Raw genomic sequence first — 17,563 nt, 5'->3', positions numbered from 1 at the left:
GAATGAACGACTGTGATGTGTTATCATTCATTCCTCGTGCTAAGCGGAAAAAGCGCATAATCAACGGGTGTATTTTACTACAAAATCTTCGATTGGGAGGCGAAAGTCTAAATAGCGTGCTTCTAATTCTGCACGATTCCAATTCCACCAAGCGATTTCTTGCAAAGCAGTGATCGTTTCTGGATCAAAGCGGTATTTGATCACTTTTGCTGGAACCCCGCCGACGATCGCATAAGGCGGCACATCTTTGGTTACGACTGCGTTTGAGGCGATCACGGCACCATCACCGACGGTCAAACCAGATTGGATCACGGCACCGTGGCCGATCCAGACATCATTGCCAATGACGGTCGTTTTTGCTTTGCGTTTTTCTAAGAAGGACTCGTCCTTTGGCGCAAATCCATAGCCTTCGCCATTATAGGCAAAAAGATGCTGACTAGGGCGTTCATAGGGATGATTGGTAGGTCCGACTCGAACCATCGCTGCAATACTGACAAAACAACCTAATTGACTATTCTGAATGAAGCAATATTGACCCGTATAGGTATAATTGCCGATGGAAGAATGATCAATGTGATTGGCTTCGCCAATTTCGACATAGTCTCCTAAAGTTGTGTCTTGAAGCTGCGAGTCTTTGCCAACGATCGGCTGTTCATCTGGAAAATTTGTGATCGATAGGTGCATAGTAATCATCCTCTCTTGCGTATTGCTATCATTTTACCGCACTTTTTTGTACTATTTGACTAATACGCACTAAAGACAAAAGGAGGTCTGCTTTATGGAGACGATTTATCAGTTAGATAAGATGACCGAAACGATAGGTAAGCGAGCAATCAAAAAAGGATACTCGTTAAAAAATCAAGCGGCCCCAGAGGCGCTGTTTGTACGCAGTTCAACGGTTCCTAACGAATGGATCACACCAGAATTAGCTGTGATCGCTCGCTCAGGAACAGGCACCAATACGATCGATTTGGCACGGTGTACTCAAAATGGCACAGTAGTCTTCAATAGTCCCGGTGTCAATGCCAATGCAGTCAAAGAATTGGTGCTCTCCAATTTGTTTCTCAGCGTTCGCCCCTTATTCAAAGCCATCCAGACGGTAGCCGATTTGCAAGAAGAGCTAACGTCAGGTCAAATTGAAGCAGAAGATGTGTTGAAGGTAGCTGAAGAACGGCGAAAAGAAGTGATCGGCGAAGAATTAGCTGGAAAAACCATCGGTATTTTAGGCTTAGGAGAGATCGGTGAACGGGTGGCAAAAGCCTGTCACCAGTTAGGAATGGAAGTCCTCGGCTATGCCCGTACGAAAAAAGCGGCCCACGATTACGAACAAGTTAGTGACTTGCACGTACTGTTGGCCGAATCAGATTTTGTAGTGGTTTTGCTCCCTTTAAGTCAGGAAACCAAAGGCATGCTGAATCGCCAAACGATTCAGCAGATGAAAAAAAATGCAGTGTTGATGAATTTTGGTCGCGGGGAGATCGTGGAAGAAGCAGCCGTCTTAGAAGCACTAGCCAAAAATCAGCTCAAACAATACATCACCGACTTTCCTAGTGCCGGCTTGATCGGACAACCGAAAGTGTTGTGTTATCCGCATATCGGCGGCAGTACTACCAATGCCTTGGAAAAGGGGGATCACGTAGTTTTTAATCGCATGCATGCCTATTTGCGCGCTGGGACGATTCAAGAATCGGTCAATTTTCCTCATGCAGAGTTGCCTTTTTTGGCACCGTATCGCTTGGCGCTGTTTTATCACGACAAGCCTGGTGCTTTTGCCCCGCTATTGCGGATCATTTCTGAAGCAGGCGTAGATATCGATAATTTGGCGAGTGAGAGAAAAGCCGGAGTCGCCTATACCTTGATTGATCTTGATGAGACAAATGAAATACTGCTGCAAGATCTACAAAAGCAGATACAGCAAGAAACAGCGATCATCCGTGCCCGCTTGATCAAAAATTCGCGAACCAGTGAATAGTTGCCACCAACAATGTTTCTTGTTATGATGAAAAAAAAGTAAAGGAAATTCATCATGACGAATAAGTTTCAAGATAAAAAGAAGGTCGCTTTGCCTCGTTATCAGCAGATTGCCGTAGCGATCGCGGAACGAATCGTTGAAAATCGCTACCAAGTTGGGCAAAAGATCCATGCGCGCTCAACGTTAGCCAGCAATTTCAATGTCTCTCCTGAAACAGCCCGCAAAGCGATCAATGTATTAGTTGATTTAGAAATCATGGATGTCCGTCATGGCAGCGGCGCCTATATCGCTTCAAAGGAAAAAGCACAGGCCTTTGTTGAACAATACCAAGATGTGCAGTCGATCCAAGAAATCAGACAAGACATTTTAGACAGTGTGGAGCGGCAGCAGCAAGAGCTGGATAATTTTTCTGACTTGTTGAACACGTTAGTGCAGCAGACCAAAAAGGTACACCATATGAGTCCGTTTGTGCCCTTTGAACTTCAGTTGACGGTACAAGCGCAGCATTTGGAAAAAAGTATCAATGAATTGAATATTTGGCAAGCCACAGGGGCGACGATCATCGCAATCCAAACAACCGAAGAATTGTTGTTGTCACCAGGACCTTATGCGAAATTCAGTGCAGGCAATACGATTTATTTTGTCGGAAATGAACTGGCGTTGCAGCGCATGACCAATTTCTTCTATCCAACGGACCATTCAGCGTAATTCTTTTTCCTGATTCCCATGCTTTTTTTGCAAAAGAAAAAGCATTGGGAAATTTTTTTTGACAAAGTGACCACATCTTGTTAAGATAGTATGGTCACTTTCGTGAAATTTTTCAGAAAAAGGAGTATTAATCATTTGAGTAAAGTTAAAGTGGAACACTTAACCAAAATCTTCGGTAAGAAAAAGCAGCAAGCTCTTGCCATGGTCAAAGAACAACGCAGCAAAAACGAGATTTTAGAAAAAACAGGTGCCACCGTCGGGGTCTATGATGTGAACTTTGAAGTCAACGAAGGCGAGATTTTCGTCATCATGGGCCTTTCTGGAAGCGGGAAGTCAACATTGATTCGACTATTGAATCGATTGATCGAGCCGTCTGGCGGAGATATTTACATAGATGGCGTAGATGTTGCCAAAATGAGTAAAGAAGAACTGCGAGAAGTTCGTCGTCACAAAATCAACATGGTTTTCCAAAGCTTTGGCCTTTTCCCTCATCGGACGATTTTAGAGAACACCGAATATGGACTAGAAGTCCGTGGGGTCTCGAAAGAAGAACGAACAGCGAAAGCGGAAAAAGCGTTAGAAAACTCAGGATTGCTTTCTTTTAAAGACCAATATCCTGACCAGCTGTCTGGAGGGATGCAACAGCGTGTGGGACTTGCCCGTGCGTTAGCCAATGATCCAGAGATCCTCTTGATGGACGAAGCCTTTTCAGCACTCGATCCGCTGATTCGCCGTGAAATGCAAGATGAACTTTTAGAACTACAAGCCAATGTTCAAAAAACGATCATCTTTATCACCCATGATTTGAACGAGGCCTTGCGGATCGGTGACCGGATCGCTTTAATGAAAGATGGTCAGATCATGCAGATCGGTACAGGAGAAGATATTTTGACGAATCCTGCCAACCAATACGTGCGTGATTTCGTGGAAGATGTCGATCGTTCCAAAGTCTTGACTGCGCAAAACATCATGGTTCCAGCATTGACGACGAACATCGAGATCGATGGACCAAGCGTAGCATTGAACCGGATGCGGAAAGAAGAAGTCAGCATGCTGTTAGCCGTCGACAAACGTCGTCACCTAAAAGGAAGCTTGACAGCCGAGTCTGCTCGTGAGGCGCGGAAAAACAATCTGACCTTGAAGGAAGTTATTGATAAAAATGTTAAAAAGATTGATAAAGATATGCTGGTAACGGATATCTTCAATTTGATCTATGATTCGCCTACACCTTTAGCCGTGGTAGAAAACGATCGTTTGATCGGAGTCGTGATCCGCGGAAGCGTGATTGAAGCGTTGGCTGAGACCGATTCAGCCGCTCTAGCAGAGGAAGGGGTAGTGACAAATGGATAATTTCTTACAACATACGATTCCGGTGGCTGATTGGGTCGAAAACTTTACTGATTGGCTAACAGGAACTTTCAGTGGATTGTTTTCAGCCTTACAGTCTTTCGGACAATTTATCATGGACGCTATTACAAATGTATTATTGTTTGTACCACCGTTGTTAATGATCGTCTTATTGACGGCTGCTGCCTTTTTCGTTTCACGCAAAAAATTCGGCTTGCCAGCCTTTACTTTTGTTGGGTTGCTGTTCATCTATAACCAAGGGTTATGGACAGACTTGATGAACACCGTGACGTTGGTCTTGTTGTCAAGTTTGGTTTCGATCATCATTGGGATTCCACTAGGGATCTTAATGGCGAAAAGCGAAAAAGCGCAAAGCATCGTGACGCCAATCTTAGACTTTATGCAAACGATGCCTGGTTTCGTTTATTTGATTCCTGCGGTTGCTTTCTTTGGGATCGGCATGGTTCCTGGGGTCTTTGCCTCAGTGATCTTTGCTCTACCACCAACCGTTCGGATGACGAACTTAGGGATTCGCCAAATTTCTCGTGAATTGGTAGAAGCCTCTGATTCCTTCGGTGGGACTGGCTGGCAAAAACTGATCAAATTAGAATTGCCACTAGCCAAAAGCACTATTTTGGCTGGGGTCAACCAAACCACGATGCTGGCATTATCAATGGTCGTGATCGCGTCAATGATCGGTGCTCCTGGGTTAGGGCGCGGCGTCTTGTCCGCCTTGCAACGAGCACAAGTCGGTAACGGATTTGTCAGTGGGGTATCCTTAGTTATTTTGGCGATCATCATGGATCGCTTTACCCAGAATTTGAATCGTTCGGCACATCAAAAAGCAGCCAGCAAGACAAGTCGCAAACAAAAACGTCTTTTTGGCGGGATTGCTGCAGCGGCAGTCGTTGCTTTGATTGGCGCATCGTTTGCCTTTGGAAATGTTTCTGACAGCAAAGGCACGGTGAACTTGGCGTATGTCGAATGGGATACGGAAGTCGCATCTACCCATGTGGTGGCAGAAGTCTTGTCGCAAATGGGCTACGAAGTCAACACGACGCCTTTGGATAATGCCATCATGTGGGAATCGGTGGCAAAAGGGGAAGTTGACGGGATGGTTGCTGCTTGGCTGCCATCTACGCATCAATCCCAGTATGAACAGTACCAAGACCAAGTCGAGAACTTAGGTCCTAACTTAGAAGGGGCAAAACTGGGGATCGTTGTACCAAGTTATATGGATGTAGATTCCATCGCAGACCTTTCTGACGAAGCTGGAAAAACCATCACTGGTATCGAACCAGGCGCTGGTGTCGTAAATGCAGCGGAAAATACGGTTGCAACGTATGACAACCTTTCCGATTGGAATGTCGCTACCTCTTCTTCAGGAGCGATGACAGTGGCATTAGGCCAAGCCATCAAGAACCAAGATGAGATCGTTATTACTGGCTGGTCTCCACATTGGATGTTTGCGAAATATGATCTGAAATATCTGGATGATCCAGAAGGAACAATGGGTGAAGCAGAAAGCATCAACACTGTTGTACGCCAAGGATTAGCAGATGACATGCCAGAAGTTTACGAAGTACTTGATCGTTTCAACTGGACACAAGAAGATATGGAAGAAGTCATGTTAGCAATCAATGACGGAACGTCAGCCGAAGATGCAGCCAAAGATTGGGTAGCCAATCACCCAGAAGAAGTTGCTGCATGGACGAACTAATGTCTAAAAAAAGAACGACCGTAGATTGAAGCGGTCGTTCTTTTTGTTGTTTAAAATACTTAGGTTCATAACGAAAGACGAGGGGATGATTTTTGCAAAAGACGGAGCTTTTGTGCAGGTTAAGCAAAACGATGAAAAATCGGCTGCATCTGTTCAAACGTACAGAGTTCAGTAAATCCTAATGATCGTAAAAGATCTTGTCCCTCTTTGATTTGAAACCCGAGCTGCTCTGGTTTATGACTGTCGCTGCCGATGGTTAGCACGCTTCCCCCCAAGTCACGATAAAGCTTGAGGATCTCGATCGATGGCGTATACCCATTGATTCCGTAACGGTGGGAAGAGGTATTCAGTTCAATGCCTTTGCCATCTTTGATCACGACTTTCAAGATCTCTGCGATTTGTTCTTTCGTTTGTTCAAAAGCATCCTTCTCTTTATCTAAATAACGACGAATCAAATCCATATGAGCTAAGACGGAATACTCTTTATATGTCGTGACCAGCTGATACATTTCATCATAATAGCGCTCGTAGCATTCCTGTTGGCTGCGTCCTTTTTGAAATTCTCCGGTCCAAAATTCTTGATCGTCTACCTGATGAACGGAAAGTAAAATGAAGTCAAAGGGATGCGAATGATAAAGACGGGTAAATTGTGGGATCGTGTGCATTTGCATCCCAAATTCCAGCCCAGTTTTTAGCTTGATTTGGTCACTGTATGTTTCCTTTAAGCGTGCCAGTTCGGTAAAATACAAGTCGTAGTAGACATTTTTTACGACTTTATTGGCTCCGACGAGGTACGCATCCGTCGCTTGCCAGTCTTCTTTGACCCCATAATCCACATGATCGGTAAAGCAGATTTCTGCTAAGCCTAGGTTAATGGCGTCTTTGACTACATCTTCCATCAAATACCAAGAATCATCGCTGTAATCACTATGAACGTGATAGTCTGTAAAAATCATGGCGTCTCCTTTTGTTTCGTTATTTTTGCTGCTTCTGCCAGTCTGCTCGTTTTTGATAATAAAGCTGGGCGGCCGTTTCCCAATGCTCTTTGTCAGTCGGCTGAATCTCACGGATCAGACGGGCTGGATTGCCGCCGACGATCGTATTCGGCGGCACATCTTTTGTGACGACGGAACCAGCAGCGACGATGGCATGTTTGCCGATCGTGACACCTGGTAAAATCGTACTATTGCCTTCGATCCAAACGTAATCTTCGACGGTGATCGGTAGGCCAAATTCCAAATCTTGACTGCGGATCACAGAATCGATCGGATGGCCGGCTGTATAGAAGCTGACCCGTGGTCCCACCATCACATGATCACCAATCAGAATCTTATTGACATCTAAAAAAATGCAATCCATATTGGCATAAAAGTGATCACCAATCTCAACATGGCGACCATAGTCGACAAAAAGGGGTGGTTGGACAAAGCAATGCTGCCCAAATTTGCCAAAGAGTGCTTTTTCTTTGGCGATGATTCCTTCTCGGTCATCGACTGGTAAAAGGTTGATTTCCTGGGCACGTTTTTTCCCCTCCACTGAGCCATTCTCAGGGAGAATACCGGCAGCTTGATACAGTTGACCAGCCAACATCGCTTGATAATCAAAATCTTCTTTCATTGCAAAATCCTTTCTAAGACGGTAAATCGTCGGTGGTTAATTCAATCAAATTGCCTTCGGGGTCTTGGACAACTGCTTCATAATAGCCATCGCCTGTCGTACGAGGACCATTTAAAAGAGGGTAGCCATCTTCAACAAACCGTTGAGCGTATCGATCAACGTCAGCTTGATCACCTACTGCAATCGCAAGGTGAGTGTAGCCTAAGCTCTCACTGACACGAGGGCTTAAAAATTTCTTGGTCGTTAATTCTAACCGACTTCCAGAATCAAAGGTCAAAAAATAGGACTGAAAGCCTGTTTTCGGATTATGATATTTTTGGTTGCTGACCGCCTGAAAGTAGGTTTCATAAAATGTTCTCATTTTTTCTAAATCATTGACATATAGTGCGATGTGTTCAATTTTCATTATTGACAACTCCTTTAATAAGCAACATGCGTCGTTCTTTCTTCGTTCCTTTTTGAACTTAGTAAACTTTGTTTAATAAGTTGCTTCTATTATACCTTTGTTAACAAAATTAATAAAGGTGTATTCCCAGCTTTTTATCTGTTAAAATAGGAGCGTTGAGGGGGAGAAAAATGAAAGCTTATCAGCCAACGACCATTAAATTACATAATCAGGCAGTATTGCTGGATTTGCTAAAACAGCAGCAAGCGCCTATGACCAAGCGCCAACTGGCAGATGCCTCTCAATTAAGCGTGGTAACGATCAACAAGCTGCTTCCTGAATTGATAGAAAAGCAGTTGCTTTTGACGACGGATCAACCGCAACGAACGGGAGGACGTCAAGCTGCGGCTTACCAGTACAATGCGCAACGGACACTGTTGTTGATCATTCAGTTTATCGAAGAAGACCAGCAGATCGTGATTCGTTTTTCAGTCGTCGATCTCGTCGGGAACATTTTGCATCATGAGCAGTCAGCAGAGGGCCGATTGCCGCAGTTCTTGCAAGTGATTCGTCAGATAAAACAGGAATACCCGAAAATCAGCTTGGCAGTCGTGGGAATTCCTGGTGTGGAAATTGCTGGAAGACTGAAGATCATGGATGCTCCAGCATTTAAGGACATGGCGCTAGGGGAATTGATTGAAAAGGAGATCGCGGTAAAAACGCTTATTGAGAATGACGTGAATGCAGCGGTATTCCATTTCAAAGAAGAGAAAAAAATCGTGGCTGGCATTTATTTTCCGAAAAATTATCCGCCAGGTGCGGGACTGGTCATCGACCAACAGCTCTTTAAAGGAGCCAACCATTTAAGTGGCGAAATCAAGCATTTGCCGCATCTTTACAAAGTTTCTTACCCTTTGGCAACAGAGGCGATCCAAGAGCAAGTGACTGCCACTCTTCAAGCGATCGTGGCAGTCACGGACCCGCATCAAGTCATTTTGTTTTTGCCCTCTGAGTGGCAGGCGCTTGTGCCGCGCTCTTTTTTGGAAAAGCAGCTGGCAGCAGTGTTTCATTATGGCGTCTTACCAAAGTTACACTTTTCAGATCGGTTTTCAGAAAACTATTTGGCTGGGTTGATCACGATGGGAATCGAAGCAGCGGGCTTAGGGCTTTGATTCGCAGCATTTAAATGGTACTGAGGACAAAAACTGCCGCTGCTTCCTTTATCAGAAGCAGTGGCAGTTTTTTTGAAAATACGAGAACTCACAGTTTAGCGAGTTTCTGTGCTTTTTCGGTATTCGCAAAATGCAGTTTGGCATATTTGCCCAATAGTGCTATGCCACCTTGCTGCAGTAATTTTGCGGCAACTTGGTCAGCAGCTGCGTGGGCGCCAGAAGGCAAGCGCATACCGACTTCTTTGGAGGCTGCCTCTAATTCATCCAAAAAGACTGTACGACATAAAATAGAGGCTGCCGCTACTGCTAGATGATATTGTTCACCTTTCGTCGCAAAATAGAGCTTTTCGGTAACCGCTGCTTGTTCCGATTTTAAATAAGTGCGATAATTTTTTTCGCTTGTGAACTGATCGATCAAAATGGCATCTGGTGTCTCAGGAGCAATCTTTTGCAAAAGCAAACGAATGGCTTGATTATGCAAAGCAACTTTCATTCGGACCGTGTTGTATTTTGGTTGGATCTCGTTGTATTTGCTGGGTGTAACAGTGAGCAATTGGTAAGGAACCAATTCTTTGATTTTCGGCGCCATCTTACGGATCTCTGGATCTGTCAGCATTTTTGAGTCCTTGACACCTAAGGCTTTCAGCTGTGGCAATTGCTCTTTTTTGGCATAGACGGCACAGACCACCAAAGGACCGAAATAACTGCCGTTGCCGACCTCGTCACTGCCGACGACGCTTTTTTCGCTAAATCCTGCTGGCAACGCAGTGGTTGAAACAGTCGCTTTTTTCTTATCCGGTACAGCACTTGCCGTATCGCCCCATAAGGAAGCTTCTTTTTCAGCAGTCGCTCCTTGAAACATGACTTTTCCAGACGTATAAGCAGTGATCGTCGTTGGCCCTTTTTTGGCGACAAACACTGTATAAGGAACTTTCTTAGCCAGCAGTTCTCGTTGGTAAAATTGCTGCATCTTTTGGATAGTTGAAGTTGGTACTTTGATAACGATCGTACTCATTTGATTCCTCCTGTTTTTTTGTCTTTTCTTAGGTAGACAAAAGGATACTTTAAGATTTTACCATACTTCTTATTCTTTTTTACTAAGACGATCAGCAAACAAACGATTGGCATGGAAATTCATAAGAAAATCACGTATAATAGTTAAGAGTTTGCGACACATGTTCAATAAGTGATAGAATAGAGCAGAATGTAAGCAATGGGAGGAAATATTCCTATGACGGAGCAAAAGAAACGCTATAAAGCAGTTATCGCGAATCAAAGTTACACGATTATTGGACGCGAAAGCAAAGAACACATGGATATGGTGACAAGATTGGTCAATGACCAACTGCTTGAGATCATGCAATTATCGCCACAAACCGATCAAGAACAAGCGTCGATCTTATTAGCGATCAACGCTGTTTCCGACCAGCTGAAAAAACAAGAACAGCTTTTGGTCCTACAAAAAAAAGTGGACGAGTTGCGGGGACAAGCCATTAAAGCAACGGAGCTTGAGAATCGCATCAAGCGGATCGAAGCAATCGAATCCGAAGCACGGAAAGTTCTCGATGAGACAGGTCGCAGTGATGTGGAGATCCATAATCATGTGGAAGCACAACAGATCTTAAATGAACAAAGGAAACGAAAAATTCAAGAAAAGACAGCCCATGGGTAGTGCGGCGTAGAAAGGATTCCTAAATGATTGGATTATTTGTCTTGGTTTTGTTGTTGGCAGCCTTTTACGGCGGCGCGCGGCGCGGAACCAGTTTACAATTGGTCTCAGTTTTGGGCTATTTGCTCTCTTTTTTCTTTGCAGTTGCGAATTACCAAGAAATTGCGAAAAAAATTGAGCTCTATGTTCCTTATATGTCAGTAACGGCGGATTCAAAGTTAAAATACTACGATATGGAACTGGCTTTAGATTTAGACAAAGCCTATTATGCGGCCATTGCTTTTGTGATGGTACTCTTTGCTGGTTGGCTGATCACCAAACTATTAGTGATTTTTGCAGACAGTTTGCGTTACAAACGCCTACGTTTTTTAGGCGGCTATGACTGGGCAGTTGCGGGTGTTTTGAATGTCATCTTGATGTATATCAATTTGTATATGTTTTTCATGATTCTCTCAATGATCCCGTTTGCCACGATTCAAAATCTGTTTGAAACGAGCGGAACTGCGAATTTCATCGTTGATCGGTCACCGATTCTCTCAGATTACTTCTATCGATTGTGGATCACAGATGTGATTGGGTAAAAAGCAGGCAGATGGTTGCAGAGCCATTCTGCCTTTTTCTTAGGAACAAAAAGTTAAAACAAAGCAGGTGAGAAAAGAATGAATACTAAGATCCTTGATGTTTTAGGATTTGAACAAGTAAAGAGTCAAATCGGTCAGTATATCGTAACAGCCCAAGGAAAAGAAGCCTTAGCAAAGCTTGTGCCATCAAGTGATGCGCAAGTCATTTCCTCTTGGCTAGCAGAAACAGAAGACGCGATCAAGATCCAGCGTTTAAGAGGCGGAATCCCTGTACCAAAAATTGAGAATATTCGTCCCCAAATGAAACGGATCGAAATCGGCGCAGATTTAAACGGCGTTGAATTGGCACAAGTTGCCCGCGTCTTATCAACTACGCAGGAATTGAAACGCTTTTTTGCTGATTTGTCTGAAAGTGAGATTGAATTTTCCCGCTTGTATCACTGGGAAGAACAGTTGGTTTCTTTACCAACCTTGAATCGTCGCTTGAAAGAAGCTATCGATGAGGATGGCCGAGTCACAGACGATGCCTCTCCAGCACTTCGGGGAATTCGTCAATCGATCCGACGAGCAGAACGGACGATCCGTGAGACATTGGATGGCATCGTCCGAGGTGGCAATGCAAAGTATCTAAGTGATACGATCGTAACCATGCGAAATGAGCGTTATGTGATTCCAGTCAAACAAGAATACCGAGGTGTTTTCGGCGGCGTGGTTCACGACCAAAGTTCATCTGGTCAAACCTTGTTTATCGAACCGAAACAAGTAGTGGAACAAAATAACCGCTTGCGTCAGCATCAAATTGCGGAACGGGACGAAATCACTCGTATTTTGGCGGAATTATCAGCAGAGTTAGCTCCGTACCAAAGAGAGATCCTCCATAATGCATATGTGATCGGAATCATGGATTTCATGAATGCCAAGGCTCGTTTTGGGAAAGAGATGAAGGCAATCGTACCAGCGATCAATCAAGATAACCATGTCTTTTTTAAACAAGCACGTCATCCATTGATCGATCAAGAAAAAGTCGTTCCTAACGATATTACGATTGGAAAAGACTATCAAGCTGTTGTCATTACTGGGCCGAATACCGGCGGGAAAACCATCACCTTAAAAACATTAGGGCTATTGCAGATCATGGGCCAAGCCGGCTTACCAATCTTGGTAGAAGAAGAAAGCCAAATGGGGATCTTCAATGAGATTTTTGCGGACATTGGTGATGAACAATCCATTGAGCAAAGTCTATCGACCTTTTCTTCACATATGACAACGATCGTTGATGTGTTGAAAAAAGTCGACGAAACAAGTCTGGTGCTTTTTGATGAACTAGGTGCTGGGACCGATCCCCAAGAAGGGGCAGCACTAGCAATTGCGATTTTGGACGAACTCGGGGCTAAGTCGGCTTATGTCATGGCGACGACCCATTATCCAGAATTGAAAGTTTATGGCTATAACCGATCCAATACGATCAACGCCTCTATGGAGTTTGATGTCGATACCTTAAGTCCGACCTATCGCTTGTTGATCGGGGTTCCGGGACGAAGCAATGCGTTTGAGATTTCGAAAAGACTTGGCTTGCCAGAGACGATCATTGATCAAGCCAAAGAGATCATGGACGGAGAAAGCCAAGACCTGAATGAAATGATCGCTGATTTAGAAAATCGAAGAAAAATGACGGAAACCGAGTATCTGGAAGTTCGTCATCATGTAAAAGAAGCAGCCCGCTTGCACCAAGAATTAGAAGCAGCTTACAGTTATTTCTTTGAAGAACGCGAAAAAGAATTGGCAAAAGCCCGTCAAAAAGCCAATCAAATCGTAGAAGAGGCTAAAGAGGAATCTGAAAAAATCATTGCCGATATTCGTAAAATGCAGTTAGCCGGCGGTCAAACGAAGGTCAAAGAACACGAACTGATCGACGCGCGCACCAAGCTATCAGGACTGCAGCAAGAAGAACATCTGCAAAAAAACAAGGTTCTGCAAAAAGCCAAAGCAGCCAAGACGCTGAAAGAAGGAGACGAGGTACTCGTAACTTCTTATGGGCAGCGTGGGGTACTGTTGAAAAAAGCCGGTAAAAATCAGTGGCAAGTCCAAATCGGCATTCTGAAAATGAATTTGCCAGAAACAGATCTCCAACCAGCAGCGCCAGTGAAGGAGCCTACACAGCGTATCGTTAATACGATTCGTTCTGCTGACAGCAGTCCAGTGGTCAATCAGTTGGATTTACGCGGCAAGCGGTACGAAGAAGCCCTAAATGAAGTGGATCAGTATTTGGATGCAGCAATTTTGGCAGGCTATCCGCAGGTGACGATCGTTCACGGTAAAGGAACTGGCGCATTGCGTCAAGGGATCACTGACTACCTAAAAAATCATCGCTCGGTGAAAAGTTTTGAATTTGCGCCAGCAAATCAAGGGGGCAATGGAGCGACCATTGTGAAGTTTAACTAAACGTTAAGAACCCTTACCTTTTGTAAGCAGACGATTTTAAAAAACTTAGGATACGTGGTATACTTTTTTTAGTTTTAAAAATGGAGGGGAAGTACGATGGCAAAAGAAATTACCGATAAAACTTTTTCAGAAGAAACCGATAAAGGCTTAGTCCTTATTGATTTTTGGGCAACTTGGTGTGGCCCTTGTCGTATGCAAGCACCGATCTTGGAACAATTAGCGAATGAATATGAGGAAGACGAATTGAAGATCGTGAAAATGGATGTGGATGAAAATCCTGAAACACCTGCTTCATTCGGGATCATGTCTATTCCTACTTTGTTGTTGAAAAAAGACGGACAAGTCGTTGATAAAGCAATTGGGGTGCATACAAAAGATCAATTGAAAGCTTTAGTTGCGGAACATATGTAATAGAATAAGTGTTTTTGAAGCAATAGCCAAAAGAGGCTATTGCTTTTTTGTTTTTGGGAGGTTTTTTTTAGATATTTCTTTCGGCAGTGGTATACTTAAAGTGGGGAGTGGCACTAAAAAATATCTCGTTTATATAGTAAGAAAGTGATACCAAAATAGGATTAAAGGGGGAATAAAAATGAAAAAGTTGAAACGCGGGTTATTTCAAGGCGTTGCGATTGTTGGGGTACTGGTCGCACCCATCGTAGGAACGATCACACAAGTCTATGCAGTAAATGAAGGAGATTCGACAACAGCTTCTTTCGCTGCGCAAGAGACTACGTCAGTAAGTTTCTCAGAAGAAAGCGCAGCATCATCTCAAGAGGCCAGCACTGAAAGTATAGAGTCAAGTTCGACAACAGAGTCCTCATCAACGTCTACCTCTTCATCAGAAACAACGTCAAGTACTGGCACGGCTACGACTGAGACCAGTCAGACCGAGGCCACCCAAGACTCATCTACTCAATCGACGGAAGAAACTTCGGAAGAACCAGAACTTGGGAACATTGATGTTGAACCAGTTGCAGATAAAAACCAATATGTAAAAATCAAGCCGGTCGTAGCAACGGATCCAGAAACACACAAAATCCTTTACCGTTTAGAAAATGGCCAATTGATCGAACAAGGAACGATCGATGAATTAGCTGGCAAGGTATACCGTAGTGTCAAACGGTATCAAGATACCGATAAGCAGACCTATCTTGAAATTCGCGACGATCAAAAGGTTATCGGTGTCGTAGCAGAAGCAGCAGTGAAAGTTGCCGGCGGAACCTTCAAAACCGAGAAGAAATATGCAACCATCACAAGTGCGAAAGAACCGCTTTGGCAAGATGTGTTTTTAGATAAAAAAACGAGCACCTCTTCAAGCATTAATGGTCAAACCTTTGAAATCAAAGAAATATTCACGACGAATAATAACGTAGTCTATTACGCATTGTATTCAAATAAAAATGTTCTCATCGGTTGGATAAAAGCTACCGGCGTTAAGTTAGCGACAACTCCTGGGGGTGCATGGCAGTCTGAATCAAAATATGCCACGATCATCAGCGGGAATTATACGCTATGGCAAAATTTTAATTGGACAGCGAAGAAAGGAACGACAGCCGCTTTAAATGGCAAAACAGTCAAAGTTACTGGGAAATATCGTCACTTGAATGGGTCGACGTACTATTCCCTTTATACAAATAACAATAAATGGCTAGGCTATATCAATGCCTCGGGTGTTAAGTTAACGACGGATGCACAAGGTGCCTATCAATCCTACGGAAAATATGTGACATTGACCAAGAAAAATTACACGATTTGGGGGAATTTCCGTTGGTCGAGTAAGAAAAATACTACAACGAAATTAGCGGGAAAAACCTATCTTGCAAAAGGAAGATATAACCATGTCAATGGCGGTGTCTACTTGTCCCTTTATGATGCTAACGGAAAATGGATCGGCTACTTAAATGCCGATGCAGCAACGGTTGCCAACAATCAAGGCGGTACTTGGCAAAGTGAAAAACGCACAGTCCGCCTAAAAAGTAAGAATTATACCTTATGGCAAGATTTAGCTTTTGCGAAGAAAAAAGGCAGCAGCGCTGATTATATGAACAAGAATATTCAAGTTACTGGGAAATATCAACATTTCAACGGCTCCACCTACTATTCACTTTATCTCAATAACAAGTGGCTGGGTTACATCAATGCAAGTGGGGTGACTAATGCCCATACGATCACCTCTCAAAGCAACATTAGCCGCTACGTGGTCGTCAAGAATGGGGATGGCAATTTCTTTGAAAAAGCTGATCCAAATAGTACGAAACTTGGGAAAAAGAGTGCCTACAAAGGGTATATGGCACAAGCGACCAAACTAGCAAAAACGAGTGATGGCAACTACCTGTATCTCGTTTCGCCAGCCGGTCGAATCGGTTGGGTCAAGGAAAATCAAACCACAAATGTAAATAGTAACTTTTGGATGTATACTACTGGAGGAAAATATCCTTCATTAAACGTTCAAAACTTAAATATTGAAGTATCCATCAGCAAGCAGCGGGTTTATATCAAATCAGGGAATAAAGTGATTTATACGATGCTTTGCTCGACCGGTGCCTTCAATACACCAACACCTTTAGGGAATTTTCGCATCCAAGCAGAAAAAGGCTTAGCTTTTTCAGGAGCCGCCTACTACCGTTCCTTTAAAGACCATGGGGTCTATTTATTCCATACGATCCCAACGAGTATCGCTTGGTCCACCAATGCTTTTAGTTCCGTTGAAGGACGAAAATTAGGCACTCGGGCTTCTCATGGCTGTATTCGATTAGCAGTGCCGGATGCCAAATGGTTTTACTATAACATGCCTTATAATACGCCTGTCAAAATTGCTAATTAATGATCAAAAGTCGTTTCCGTCAACGGAGACGGCTTTTATTTTCCCAAAAAAAAAGATTGACGCTGGCTATATCATTCGATAATATATCATTAAGTGATATAGTTAGTGGGATGGAGGAATCAAATGGATGAGGCATTGACAGATTCAACCTATTTGATTTTATTAGCGCTTTTAAAGCCAAAACATGGGTATGTCATTATGAAACAAATCCATGAGCTAAGCCAAGGAACATTTGAGATTGGCCCCGCGACGATGTATACGATTTTGAAAAAGCTGACGAAAAAGGGGTGGATCGATTTAGAAGAAAGCGTCGATCGAAAAAAAATCTATCAGATTACACCAGAAGGAAGACAGGTTCTGGAGAAAGATATTCAGCGACGCAAACTATTTTATCAAATCGGAGAACAGGTCTTCGAAGCGTTAGGAGGGGAACAAGATGGGCATCAATAAGAAATATCTTCTTTCTCTTGGAGTCGCCTATTATCCGGAAAAGGAAATGGTTCGTTTACAAAAACAAGCGTCAATGGGCTGGCATTTTGTGAAGATGAATCGGTTAGGGTTTTTGAAGTTTATCAAAGGAAAATCGGAAACGACCAAATATGCAGTGGACTTTTTCGAAGGAGATCCTTCTGAGATCGTTGATTACCTAGCGATGTATCAAGCTGGGGGCTGGACCTATATCAGCAATTATAAAGATCGGTATTTTTATTTTAAAGCATCTCCGGATACACCAGCGATTTTCAGCGATCAAGAAAGCTATCAAGAACGAATCGATAATGAGACGCGCTATTTGATGAAAAAATCGATTCTGTTTTCAGTGGTCAGTTTAGCAATTTTAGCAGTGATTTATTTTTCCATTCGTTATTTCAATATTCGTACAAATCCCTTTTGGTCCTTTGGGCTAGGATTGATTACTGGGCTAGTATTTATTCCGATAGGGGTAGGATTGACCACGATTTTGATGAAATTTTTATACAAAAATCGAGCAAGTTATTACAATGAACCAGAGAAACTGGCGAAACGCCAACGGGTGATCCGCGACTCTATCATCTTGATGGTTGCAGGAGCAATCGTTGGTGCCATTATCGGTTTTTTCTTTAGTGACATATTTTATTAGACAGGGAAG

General features: G+C 43.4%; 17 protein-coding genes. 12 read left to right on the top strand and 5 right to left on the bottom strand.

Going from position 1 to position 17,563, the window contains the following annotated elements; genetic code table 11:
- Positions 1–60: 60 nt before the first annotated feature.
- Complete coding sequence (locus IGJ12_RS12780; protein ID WP_430619088.1) at positions 61–684, bottom strand: DapH/DapD/GlmU-related protein; 624 nt, start codon at positions 682–684, stop codon at positions 61–63.
- Positions 685–778: 94 nt separating this feature from the next.
- Between IGJ12_RS12780 and IGJ12_RS12775 the strand changes: the two genes are divergently transcribed.
- From IGJ12_RS12775 to IGJ12_RS12760, 4 genes are all read left to right on the top strand, one after another.
- The gene (locus IGJ12_RS12775; protein WP_196043929.1) at positions 779–1,972 is read left to right on the top strand and encodes an NAD(P)-dependent oxidoreductase; all 1,194 of its coding nucleotides are present in this window, start codon (positions 779–781) and stop codon (positions 1,970–1,972) included.
- A 54-nt stretch (positions 1,973–2,026) separates the two neighbouring features.
- On the top strand, positions 2,027–2,680 hold the full coding sequence (locus tag IGJ12_RS12770; protein WP_086316481.1) for a GntR family transcriptional regulator: 654 nt from the start codon (positions 2,027–2,029) through the stop codon (positions 2,678–2,680).
- Positions 2,681–2,815: 135 nt separating this feature from the next.
- Complete coding sequence (locus tag IGJ12_RS12765) at positions 2,816–4,030, top strand: quaternary amine ABC transporter ATP-binding protein (RefSeq protein ID WP_042890221.1); 1,215 nt, start codon at positions 2,816–2,818, stop codon at positions 4,028–4,030.
- Positions 4,023–5,747, top strand: a complete 1,725-nt coding sequence (locus tag IGJ12_RS12760) for an ABC transporter permease/substrate binding protein (RefSeq protein WP_005228611.1) — start codon at positions 4,023–4,025, stop codon at positions 5,745–5,747. Before IGJ12_RS12765 ends, IGJ12_RS12760 begins: the two co-directional genes overlap by 8 nt.
- A 119-nt stretch (positions 5,748–5,866) precedes the next feature.
- On the opposite strand, the gene IGJ12_RS12755 is transcribed toward IGJ12_RS12760, so the two are convergent.
- From IGJ12_RS12755 to IGJ12_RS12745, 3 genes are read right to left on the bottom strand one after another with little or no spacing between them, the layout of a single operon-like run.
- Positions 5,867–6,703 (bottom strand): histidinol-phosphatase HisJ family protein, encoded by an 837-nt coding sequence (locus tag IGJ12_RS12755; RefSeq protein ID WP_194188633.1) that lies wholly within the window; start codon positions 6,701–6,703, stop codon positions 5,867–5,869.
- Positions 6,704–6,722: 19 nt separating this feature from the next.
- Positions 6,723–7,364, bottom strand: coding sequence for a sugar O-acetyltransferase (locus IGJ12_RS12750; RefSeq protein WP_430619087.1), 642 nt, complete (start codon positions 7,362–7,364; stop codon positions 6,723–6,725).
- Between the two features lie 13 nt (positions 7,365–7,377).
- Complete coding sequence (locus IGJ12_RS12745; protein ID WP_008380837.1) at positions 7,378–7,770, bottom strand: VOC family protein; 393 nt, start codon at positions 7,768–7,770, stop codon at positions 7,378–7,380.
- A gap of 170 nt (positions 7,771–7,940) precedes the next feature.
- Between IGJ12_RS12745 and IGJ12_RS12740 the strand changes: the two genes are divergently transcribed.
- Positions 7,941–8,921, top strand: coding sequence for an ROK family protein (locus IGJ12_RS12740; protein WP_086297807.1), 981 nt, complete (start codon positions 7,941–7,943; stop codon positions 8,919–8,921).
- Positions 8,922–9,009: 88 nt separating this feature from the next.
- Here IGJ12_RS12740 and rnhC read toward each other — a convergent pair whose 3' ends face one another.
- Positions 9,010–9,936: a ribonuclease HIII gene (rnhC, locus tag IGJ12_RS12735; RefSeq protein ID WP_086332635.1), complete on the bottom strand. Its 927-nt coding sequence runs from the start codon at positions 9,934–9,936 to the stop codon at positions 9,010–9,012.
- 216 nt (positions 9,937–10,152) lie between these two features.
- Here rnhC and zapA point away from each other — a divergent pair, with 216 nt between their 5' ends.
- From zapA to IGJ12_RS12700, 7 genes are all read left to right on the top strand, one after another.
- On the top strand, positions 10,153–10,593 hold the full coding sequence (gene zapA, locus IGJ12_RS12730) for a cell division protein ZapA (protein ID WP_005228634.1): 441 nt from the start codon (positions 10,153–10,155) through the stop codon (positions 10,591–10,593).
- A 23-nt stretch (positions 10,594–10,616) separates the two neighbouring features.
- Positions 10,617–11,171, top strand: a complete 555-nt coding sequence (locus tag IGJ12_RS12725; RefSeq protein ID WP_016612652.1) for a CvpA family protein — start codon at positions 10,617–10,619, stop codon at positions 11,169–11,171.
- A 78-nt stretch (positions 11,172–11,249) separates the two neighbouring features.
- Positions 11,250–13,613 carry an endonuclease MutS2 gene (locus tag IGJ12_RS12720; RefSeq protein WP_430619086.1) on the top strand — a complete coding sequence of 788 codons (2,364 nt, stop codon included), beginning with the start codon at positions 11,250–11,252 and terminating at the stop codon, positions 13,611–13,613.
- Between the two features lie 96 nt (positions 13,614–13,709).
- The gene (gene trxA / locus IGJ12_RS12715) at positions 13,710–14,024 is read left to right on the top strand and encodes a thioredoxin (protein WP_005228645.1); all 315 of its coding nucleotides are present in this window, start codon (positions 13,710–13,712) and stop codon (positions 14,022–14,024) included.
- Between the two features lie 178 nt (positions 14,025–14,202).
- Entirely contained in the window at positions 14,203–16,437 is a 2,235-nt protein-coding gene (locus IGJ12_RS12710; protein WP_422705730.1) for a L,D-transpeptidase, read from the top strand.
- 123 nt (positions 16,438–16,560) lie between these two features.
- Positions 16,561–16,887, top strand: coding sequence for a PadR family transcriptional regulator (locus IGJ12_RS12705; protein WP_005234324.1), 327 nt, complete (start codon positions 16,561–16,563; stop codon positions 16,885–16,887).
- On the top strand, positions 16,874–17,554 hold the full coding sequence (locus IGJ12_RS12700; protein WP_005234326.1) for a DUF2812 domain-containing protein: 681 nt from the start codon (positions 16,874–16,876) through the stop codon (positions 17,552–17,554). Before IGJ12_RS12705 ends, IGJ12_RS12700 begins: the two co-directional genes overlap by 14 nt.
- Positions 17,555–17,563: the final 9 nt, after the last annotated feature.

It is taken from the genome of Enterococcus sp. DIV0802b (assembly GCF_050543535.1).
In the GTDB taxonomy this organism is placed as follows: domain Bacteria; phylum Bacillota; class Bacilli; order Lactobacillales; family Enterococcaceae; genus Enterococcus_D; species Enterococcus_D entomosocium.
Note: the sequence above shows the minus strand (reverse complement) of the source record. Positions and strands in the feature narration are given on the sequence as shown.

Excerpts from the sequence above, each read along its gene's own strand:
- IGJ12_RS12780 (WP_430619088.1), bottom strand. The coding sequence starts at position 684 with ATGCACCTATCGATCACAAATTTTCCAGATGAACAGCCGATCGTTGGC.
- IGJ12_RS12775 (WP_196043929.1), top strand. The coding sequence starts at position 779 with ATGGAGACGATTTATCAGTTAGATAAGATGACCGAAACGATAGGTAAG.
- IGJ12_RS12770 (WP_086316481.1), top strand. The coding sequence starts at position 2,027 with ATGACGAATAAGTTTCAAGATAAAAAGAAGGTCGCTTTGCCTCGTTAT.
- IGJ12_RS12760 (WP_005228611.1), top strand. The coding sequence starts at position 4,023 with ATGGATAATTTCTTACAACATACGATTCCGGTGGCTGATTGGGTCGAA.
- IGJ12_RS12755 (WP_194188633.1), bottom strand. The coding sequence starts at position 6,703 with ATGATTTTTACAGACTATCACGTTCATAGTGATTACAGCGATGATTCT.
- IGJ12_RS12750 (WP_430619087.1), bottom strand. The coding sequence starts at position 7,364 with ATGAAAGAAGATTTTGATTATCAAGCGATGTTGGCTGGTCAACTGTAT.
- IGJ12_RS12745 (WP_008380837.1), bottom strand. The coding sequence starts at position 7,770 with ATGAAAATTGAACACATCGCACTATATGTCAATGATTTAGAAAAAATG.
- IGJ12_RS12740 (WP_086297807.1), top strand. The coding sequence starts at position 7,941 with ATGAAAGCTTATCAGCCAACGACCATTAAATTACATAATCAGGCAGTA.
- rnhC (WP_086332635.1), bottom strand. The coding sequence starts at position 9,936 with ATGAGTACGATCGTTATCAAAGTACCAACTTCAACTATCCAAAAGATG.
- zapA (WP_005228634.1), top strand. The coding sequence starts at position 10,153 with ATGACGGAGCAAAAGAAACGCTATAAAGCAGTTATCGCGAATCAAAGT.
- IGJ12_RS12725 (WP_016612652.1), top strand. The coding sequence starts at position 10,617 with ATGATTGGATTATTTGTCTTGGTTTTGTTGTTGGCAGCCTTTTACGGC.
- IGJ12_RS12720 (WP_430619086.1), top strand. The coding sequence starts at position 11,250 with ATGAATACTAAGATCCTTGATGTTTTAGGATTTGAACAAGTAAAGAGT.
- trxA (WP_005228645.1), top strand. The coding sequence starts at position 13,710 with ATGGCAAAAGAAATTACCGATAAAACTTTTTCAGAAGAAACCGATAAA.
- IGJ12_RS12710 (WP_422705730.1), top strand. The coding sequence starts at position 14,203 with ATGAAAAAGTTGAAACGCGGGTTATTTCAAGGCGTTGCGATTGTTGGG.
- IGJ12_RS12705 (WP_005234324.1), top strand. The coding sequence starts at position 16,561 with ATGGATGAGGCATTGACAGATTCAACCTATTTGATTTTATTAGCGCTT.
- IGJ12_RS12700 (WP_005234326.1), top strand. The coding sequence starts at position 16,874 with ATGGGCATCAATAAGAAATATCTTCTTTCTCTTGGAGTCGCCTATTAT.